Annotated in this window: 3 protein-coding genes; 1 reads left to right on the top strand and 2 read right to left on the bottom strand. The window is 70.3% G+C overall.

The genetic code is table 11. From position 1 onward, the window contains the following. Positions 1–520: 520 nt before the first annotated feature. Positions 521–1,012 carry a hypothetical protein gene (locus ACFW2E_RS43315; protein ID WP_384476619.1) on the top strand — a complete coding sequence of 164 codons (492 nt, stop codon included), beginning with the start codon at positions 521–523 and terminating at the stop codon, positions 1,010–1,012. Positions 1,013–1,071: 59 nt separating this feature from the next. On the opposite strand, the gene ACFW2E_RS43310 is transcribed toward ACFW2E_RS43315, so the two are convergent. Both ACFW2E_RS43310 and ACFW2E_RS43305 read right to left on the bottom strand, forming a co-directional pair. Further along, on the bottom strand, positions 1,072–1,587 hold the full coding sequence (locus ACFW2E_RS43310; RefSeq protein WP_384476616.1) for an NAD-binding protein: 516 nt from the start codon (positions 1,585–1,587) through the stop codon (positions 1,072–1,074). 198 nt (positions 1,588–1,785) lie between these two features. Further along, complete coding sequence (locus tag ACFW2E_RS43305) at positions 1,786–2,190, bottom strand: hypothetical protein (protein ID WP_384476613.1); 405 nt, start codon at positions 2,188–2,190, stop codon at positions 1,786–1,788. Positions 2,191–2,284 lie beyond the last annotated feature (94 nt).

The following is a 2,284-nucleotide window of genomic DNA, read 5'->3' as shown; positions in this document are numbered from 1 at the left end:
GCCGCCGCCAGCACGAGCACGATCGCCTCGGGGCCGTACGCCACCGAGGCCATCGCGTCCAGCGACAGCGCGGCGAGGCCGGTGACGGCGGTCAGACGGTGCCGCTCGCCGGTATCGGGGGGTTCTTCGACGGCAGGGTTCGCGCCCGGCTCGAGGGTTAGGAGGGACATGGCTGAGTGCTCCTTCTTCCTTCGGCCGCGCACGAGGGCTGAACGGTGCGCGGGTGCACTCAGGTTCCGTCCATTTCCGACCGCAACTGGCCATTCCTTGCGGCATCTTCGCGCCCACCCGCCTGACCTTGACGAGACCTTGACGGCCATGTGTGCCAGGCGACAGCAACGGTCTCCACCGCTTGCGGCAACTCCGCAAGGGCGGCGTCAAGGACAGCTCGTCGTCCGTCAACGTCGCGCCAAAATGCACTGTTCCGGCCCTCCCTGTCTCTACCGTCACCGGTATGGGACGCCGCGACAACGCGCGCAGGCCAGCGGCAGGCGCTAGCGCAGACACAACTGGGGACGCGGTGCACGACCACCGCTGGGCACAGGACGTGAAGGACTCCGTCCGCTGCGTCGGCGCACTGCTCGCTCTGTTGCTGCTCATCGACTGCGGCTCGGGTCGGTTCACGCTCCTGCGCGGCGCCCTCTGGCTCGCGCTCGCTCTGCTGCTGTTCCTCGTGCTGTGCCCGGCGCGGGTCTCGGCTGGCGAGAACTGGCTGGCCTCGCGCCGGCTGCTGCGCGAGCGCCGGATCCGTACGGACCTGCTGGTGTCCGTCCGCTACCTGGACGGCGTCTCCCAACCGCTCCGGCTGCTGGACGCGTTCGGCGCGCGTGTCGAGATCGATCCCGATGTGCTGGTGCACAACCCGCAGTTGTGGCACCGCCTGGAGAAGAGCGCCCGACGGTCGGCGGCCGACGGCCTGCTGCTGTGCGGGCAGACCGCGCTGCGCCGCCTCTCGGCCCGCATGGACCGCGAGTGCGCGTTGGCCGTGTTCAAGGTATCCGGGCTGGAGTAGCTCCTCCCCGTCGATTCCTCAGGCCCTCTGGCCCGGGGGATGCGGCTGCACGCCCGTCGTCACGATGTCCAGCCCCTGCCGGGTCGTCGCGAGCACCACCCGGTCGCCAGCCCGCAGTTACCCGGCCCTGCTGCGGACGCCACCGCCTTGCCCTCGACTTGCAGGGTGTGGCCATGGCCGACGGCGGCGGCCACCAGGAACTCCGGTAGGGCGGTGTCGGCGTCCGACAGCACCGTGGTGGAGGTGTCCTGCGCGGGATCGTCGGACGGACCGGCGGCGCGGTCCAGCAGCCGTTCCAGGTGCCGGCCTCGCCGACGGTGGAACATCCGCACCACAAACCGTACCGAGGGGTTGAGGGTGCGGGCGAACAGGGCGGCCATCATGTTGACCTGGTCGTCGCGGTAGGTCAGGGCCAGCGCGACGGCCCGCTCGACACCGGCCGCCCGTCCACTCGTCCGGGCGCGCGGAGACGAGTAGCTGGACAGGTGAGCGCGGGGCGTCGTGCAGCGCGGTACTTCCGGCGCCGTACTCGTGGTCCCGGATGGCAGCACCTCGGTGACGACCTCTCCGCACACCGCGTCCAGTTCGAGGGCGAGCCGGAGCGTGAGCCGTCGTCGCCCCAGATCACCATGTTCTGGGAGCGCTGGCCAAGTACCTTTTTGAGGTGCAAGGTTGACGTCATATCGAGAGGAACGACGGGGGTGCGCGGTGCCGTTCCATTGGGCGACCGATACGGCATCAGGATCGCGAAAGGGGATGCGCCGGGCCGGGTGTCACCATCTGCGCACCGGTCCTGACGTGTCCAGCGCGGCACCCGTCTGGTCGGCCAGTGTCACGGCGACCAGGCGGGCTTGGAGCGGGGGTACGGGGCCTGGGCCGGGGGTGAGCATGAAGCGGCCGAGGTAGTGGCCGTTGCCGTACGCCCGAAGTTCGATGTCGCCCTCGGGCCAGCCGCCGGTGTCCGCATCCCAGGTGCGGCGGCCCACCGTCATGGTGCCGTCCTTCTCCAGGCGCGGGTGCCGCCCCATGAGGGTGCCGTACTCGAAGCGGCAGGCGCTCAGGCCGAGCAGCTCGGCCAGCTCGTGCCGCACGTGGTCGACCACGGTGTCGGCGGAGCTGGCGGACTGGGCGAGGGCGGCCGTGCGGTGGATCCGGGCCAGGTGCGCCGCGTCGGTCACAGCGATTACCTCCAGGCGGCGGGAGCGGGCGGCGAGGTTGGAGACGAGAACTCAGACCCCCACCAGCATGACGGGGTGTTAGAAAACATAGGAA

Source organism: Streptomyces sp. NPDC058964 (genome assembly GCF_042741275.1).
In the GTDB taxonomy this organism is placed as follows: Bacteria; Actinomycetota; Actinomycetes; order Streptomycetales; family Streptomycetaceae; genus Streptomyces.
The sequence above is the reverse complement of the archived record's forward strand: the minus strand, read 5'-3'. Positions and strand labels throughout refer to the sequence as shown.